The organism is Betaproteobacteria bacterium (assembly GCA_016720855.1).
GTDB lineage: Bacteria > Pseudomonadota > Gammaproteobacteria > Burkholderiales > Usitatibacteraceae > FEB-7.
The window spans coordinates 1-4,906 of the sequence record JADKJU010000004.1 but is presented as its reverse complement, the minus strand read 5'-3'; the positions used below and the strand labels follow the sequence as shown (position 1 = coordinate 4,906).

Below are 4,906 nucleotides of genomic sequence, written 5' to 3'. Positions count from 1 at the left end.
CACGGTTTTCGGCGCGAACGTGGGTGTCACGACCAGCACATTCGGGTAGAGCGCGAGCACCGCGAGCGGCGTGAAGGCCTTGGCCGGGTCGTAGGGAAGCTTTGCGTAGAGGCCGGGATTCACCGCGAAGGAGGAGGCATCGAGCATCAGCGTGTAGCCGTCGGGTGTCGCCCGCGCGACTTCGGCCGCGCCGATCTGCCCGCTCGCGCCCGCCTTGTTCTCCACCACCACGGGCTGCCCCAGCGCCTCGGCCATCTTCGGGGCCACAAGGCGCGCCATGAGGTCGGCGCCACCGCCGGGCGGGTAGGTGACGATGAGCTTCACCGGCTTCACGGGGAATGCCTGGGCGAGGACGGCGAGGGGAAGCGCGAGCGCCAGCGCGCTGGCAAGGGCAACGAGGGGTTTTCTCATGGTCGGCGGGGTTTCGGTCGGGGGTTCGCCCGGAAGCGGCGGGGCGGATCGCTAGAATAGCCTTTCGAGGGCGTCAGGCGAAACCTCGCGCAAGTTCCGGGGCATTGCCGACCTCGAGGCCACGGAAGCAGGCGCAGGATAGACCTGCGTTTCACGCTGGACTAGACTAACTAAACTTAGTCTGATACGAGGGCGGGCATGAAGACCGTGAACATCCACGAAGCGAAGACCCACCTGTCCCGCCTGATCGATGGGGTGACGAAGGGGGAGCCCTTCATCATCGCAAAGGCGGGCAAGCCCCTGGTGAAAGTGATCGCGCTGGAGGCCCGGGCGAACGGGAAGCCCGGGCGGCTCGGATTCCTGGAAGGGCAGGTGAAGGTTCCGGAAGATTTCGACCGCATGGGCCAGGCGGAAATCGAGCGGCTTTTCGGCGCGAAGCCCCGGTGAAGCTGCTGCTCGATACTCATTTGCTGTTGTGGGCGGCCGGCGAGCCACGCCGGCTCTCGCGAAAGGCGCGCAGCCTGATCTCCGACGAGCGCAACGCGCTCGCCTTCAGCGCAGCGAGCATTTGGGAGGTCGCGATCAAGAGCAGCCTCGGACGGGACGATTTCCAGGCGGACGCGGCCCAGCTGCTGCACGGACTCCTGGCCAACGGCTACGAGGAGCTTCCCGTGCGGGGTCGCCATGCGATGCAGGTGGCCTACCTGCCCATGCTCCATGGCGACCCGTTCGATCGCCTGCTCGTCGCGCAGGCTCGCGTCGAGGGGCTGCTGCTGTTGACCACGGACGAGCAGGTGGCGCAGTACGGAATCCCGATCCAGCGAGTTTGAAGGGCATCCGGCGAAACCCTTGCAAGGCATCGATACCCACGCGCACGTGTTCTCCGCGACCGCCCCCGCGGTGGCCGGCTCGCGCTATCGCCCATCCTACGAAGCGAGGCTCGCGGACTGGCGCTCGCGCTGGGCGGATGCGGGCATCACGCACGGCGTCGTGGTGCAGCCGAGTTTTTTCGGCACGGACAACGCCGAGACGCTCGCGGCCGTGGCAATGGACCCGCGCCACCTTCGAGCCGTGGCGGTCGTCGATCCGGGTTTCGATGACGGCGCGCTTGCGAAGCTGCACGCAGGCGGCGTGCGCGCGATCCGGCTCAACCTCGCGAGAGTGGACGACTACGCGGCGTTCACGGCGCCGGCTTGGAAAGCCCTGTTCGCACGCGTTCACGACCTCGGCTGGCATGCGGAATCCTTTGTGGACGCGGGGCGGCTTCCCGAAATCGCGTCAGCCTTCGAGGGCACGCCCGTCGCCGTGGTTTTCGACCATTTCGGCAATCCGGGAGTCACGCCCGCGACCGTGGAGGCGACCTTCGCCGCTGTCGCCGCGCTCGCGCGATCGCGCCCCGTCTGGGTAAAGCTCTCCGGACCTTACCGCCTCGGCGGCGCCGATCCCGCAGGCCTCGCGCGGCGGTGGATCGACACCGTGGGCGAGGAGCATCTGGTGTGGGGAAGCGACTGGCCGTGGACCCGCCATGAGCACGAGAGCGACTATGGCCGGCTTCGCGAATCGCTGGACCGTTGGGTCGGTGCGCAGCGATGCCACGCGATCCTCTGGGATAATGCGGCGCGCCTCTACGACTTCGCCTGAACGGAACCCCCCGTGCTCACCCACCCCCAGTTCGACCCCGTCATCTTCAGCCTCGGTCCCGTCGCCGTGCGCTGGTACGGCCTCATGTACGTGATCGCGTTCGTCGCCTTCGTGATGCTCGGCAAGCTGCGCGTGCGCCGGGGTCTTTCGGGCGGCGTGACCGAGGCGGGCGTGGACGACATGCTGCTCTACGGCGTGCTGGGCGTGATCCTCGGAGGGCGCCTGGGCTACGTCCTCTTCTACAAGCCCGAGTACTACGCCGGCCATCCCCTCGAGATCATCCAGATCTGGGCGGGGGGGATGAGCTTTCACGGCGGCTTCCTCGGTGTGCTCGTGGCCATCGCGATCTTCTGCGCGCGCCGCGAACTGCGCTGGATCACCACGATGGATTTCGTGGCTCCCCTCGTGCCGCTGGGCCTCGCGGCGGGCAGGCTGGGCAACTTCATCAACGGAGAACTTCCCGGGCGGGCCACGGACCTGCCCTGGGGCATGTGGTTCCCGCAGGCGGACCGCGTGCCGCTCGCCCGGCACCCCTCGCAGCTCTACCAGTTCGCGCTCGAGGGGCTGGCCCTCTTCGCGGTCCTGTGGTGGTTCTCCTCGAAGCCGCGGCCTGCCGGGGCCGTTTCGGGCGCCTTTCTCGTCGGCTATGGCGTTTTCCGGTTCCTGGCGGAATTCACCCGCCAGCCCGACGATTTCCTCGGGCTGCTCGCCCTGGGACTGTCGATGGGGCAATGGCTGTCGCTTCCGATGATCGTGGCGGGAATGGCGATGATGGGGTGGGCATACGCAAGACGTTGATGGGCGCGCTTGACAGTTTGTGCGCTGCACCATAATTTGAAGAGGGGGTCCTGAAGGCCTTTCCTGCCCGCCTGGCAGGAACGGCGGCCCGTTCATTGGGGGAATCATGCGTTTCTGCATCGTCGGCGCCGGTGCCATCGGCGGCTTCGTGGGCGCGAAGCTGGCCCTGGCCGGAGAGGAAGTCACCTACATCGCCCGGGGCAAGAACCTCGAGGCGATCAACGCCGGGGGGATGAAGATCTTCTATCGCGACGGCCGCGAGGAGGTCGCGACCACCGTGAAGGCCACGGACGACTACACGGAGGCCGGGACCTTCGACGTGGTCATCGTCGCGCTCAAGACGCACCAGGTGGGCGCGGTGGCGGGAAAGCTTGCCGCCCTCTTCAACGAGAACACCGTGGTGATCCCGATGCAGAACGGGATCCCCTTCTGGTACTTCCACGACCACGGCGGCGAACTGGCCGGGCACACGGTCGAGACGGTGGATCCGGGCGGGGTGGTGAAGAACGCGATCCCGAAGGAGCGCATCGTCGGCTGCGTGGTCTATCCCGCGACCGAGCTGGTGGCGCCCGGAACCGTGGTGCACATCGAGGGCGACCGATTCCCGATCGGCGAGCTCGATGGCGTCGCCTCCGAGCGCGCCACGAGGATCTCGGAGGCGTTCGTGAAGGCCGGCCTCAAGTGCCCGCTGCTCGACAACGTGCGCGCCGAGATGTGGCTGAAGCTCTGGGGCAACCTCACCTTCAACCCCATTTCCGCGCTCACGCACGCGACGCTGCAGGATATCTGCGAGCACCCGCAGGGTTACGCGCTCGCCGCGCAGATGATGAAGGAGGCGCAGGCGGTCGCCGAAAAGCTCGGCATCACCTTCCGCGTGCCGCTGGAAAAGCGCATCGAGGGCGCGCGCAAGGTGGGCAAGCACAAGACTTCGATGCTTCAGGACGTGGAAGCCGGGCGCCCCATCGAGGTCGATGCGCTGGTGGGTTCCGTCGTGGAGCTTGGGGAACTGGCCCAGGTGCCGGTGCCGACCATCAAGGCGGTCTTCCTGGCCGCGAAGCTCCTCGACACGACCTATACCTCCCAGTCGGTCAGCATTCGCGCCGTGCAGACCGACGGAAGCTGAACTTAGTCAAGTAGGGCGGCCGGGATGCGAGTAAACTGCCTCGCCGCATTATCGATCCGCAACCCTCAAACATACCGAAAGCAGGACATGAAAAAGCTTGTCATCCTCGTAGCCGCATTGTTCGCAACAGCCGCCATCGCCCAGGACAAGGGCGCGCCCCATGCCGCCAAGGGCGCCGAAACCAGGGGTGTGATCGCCGCAGCGCCGGGCAAGGGAGTCGCCGCCGCCGAAGTCACGACCGTCGTCTCCACCGTCGAGGCGATCGACCAGGCTACCCGTACCGTCACCCTCAAGGGCAAGGACGGCAAGACCGCCACCTTCGTCGTGGGTCCCGATGCGAAAAACCTCGACCAGGTGAAGAAGGGCGACGTGGTTACGTTCGACTACGTCGAAGCCGTGGCGATCAAGCTGGCGAAGTCCACCAGCAAGGTCCGCGAGCGCATCGTGACGCAAGTCAAGAAGGGCGCCGACAAAGGCAAGCAGCCGGCCGGCGTGATCGGCACGGAAGTGAAGATCATCGCCTCCGTCGACGCGATCGACGCCAAGGCGAACAAAGTCACGCTTCGCGGGCCGGAACACGCCGTGACGCTCAAGGTGGACCCCGCCGTGCTCAAGAAGGTGAAAGTGGGCGAAATGGTCGAGGCCACGTTCGTCGAGGCCATCATGATCAAGGTCGAGAAGCCTGCTGCCGCGGCTGCTCCCGCGATGCCCACCGCTCCGGCGAAGAAGTAACGCCGAAGCGCCAAGGGCCGTCGTATCTGGCGGCCCGGGGCAAGCCTGAAAGATACGGGGCCCGGATCCGTTCGCCGCAACCGGCGGATGCATCCGGGCCCTGTTTCCTGCTAGAATTTCGCCCTTCGCGTGGGGGGGTAGCTCAGCTGGGAGAGCGCCGCGTTCGCAATGCGGAGGTCGAGGGTTCGATCCCCTTCCACC

The 4,906-nt window shown here is 66.6% G+C and carries 7 protein-coding genes; 6 read left to right on the top strand and 1 reads right to left on the bottom strand.

Going from position 1 to position 4,906, the window contains the following annotated elements; translation table 11 throughout:
- Positions 1 to 411, bottom strand: a 411-nt coding sequence (locus tag IPP91_17730) for a tripartite tricarboxylate transporter substrate binding protein (GenBank protein MBL0143885.1), incomplete at its 3' end; no start/stop codon positions are given.
- Between the two features lie 198 nt (positions 412 to 609).
- On the opposite strand from IPP91_17730, the gene IPP91_17725 reads away from it, so the two are divergent.
- The 6 genes from IPP91_17725 (at position 610) to IPP91_17700 (ending at position 4,705) form a co-directional block, all read left to right on the top strand.
- Positions 610 to 858 (top strand): type II toxin-antitoxin system Phd/YefM family antitoxin, encoded by a 249-nt coding sequence (locus IPP91_17725; GenBank protein ID MBL0143884.1) that lies wholly within the window; start codon positions 610 to 612, stop codon positions 856 to 858.
- Positions 855 to 1,241, top strand: coding sequence for a type II toxin-antitoxin system VapC family toxin (locus tag IPP91_17720; GenBank protein MBL0143883.1), 387 nt, complete (start codon positions 855 to 857; stop codon positions 1,239 to 1,241). The genes IPP91_17725 and IPP91_17720 overlap by 4 nt, the downstream gene beginning before the upstream one ends.
- Before the next feature lie 19 nt (positions 1,242 to 1,260).
- A complete protein-coding gene (locus tag IPP91_17715) occupies positions 1,261 to 2,052 on the top strand; it encodes an amidohydrolase family protein (protein MBL0143882.1) in 792 nt (263 codons plus the stop codon).
- Positions 2,053 to 2,064: 12 nt separating this feature from the next.
- The gene (locus tag IPP91_17710) at positions 2,065 to 2,850 is read left to right on the top strand and encodes a prolipoprotein diacylglyceryl transferase (protein MBL0143881.1); all 786 of its coding nucleotides are present in this window, start codon (positions 2,065 to 2,067) and stop codon (positions 2,848 to 2,850) included.
- Positions 2,851 to 2,956: 106 nt separating this feature from the next.
- Positions 2,957 to 3,973, top strand: a complete 1,017-nt coding sequence (locus IPP91_17705) for a 2-dehydropantoate 2-reductase (GenBank protein ID MBL0143880.1) — start codon at positions 2,957 to 2,959, stop codon at positions 3,971 to 3,973.
- An 87-nt stretch (positions 3,974 to 4,060) separates the two neighbouring features.
- Positions 4,061 to 4,705 (top strand): hypothetical protein, encoded by a 645-nt coding sequence (locus tag IPP91_17700; protein ID MBL0143879.1) that lies wholly within the window; start codon positions 4,061 to 4,063, stop codon positions 4,703 to 4,705.
- Positions 4,706 to 4,906 lie beyond the last annotated feature (201 nt).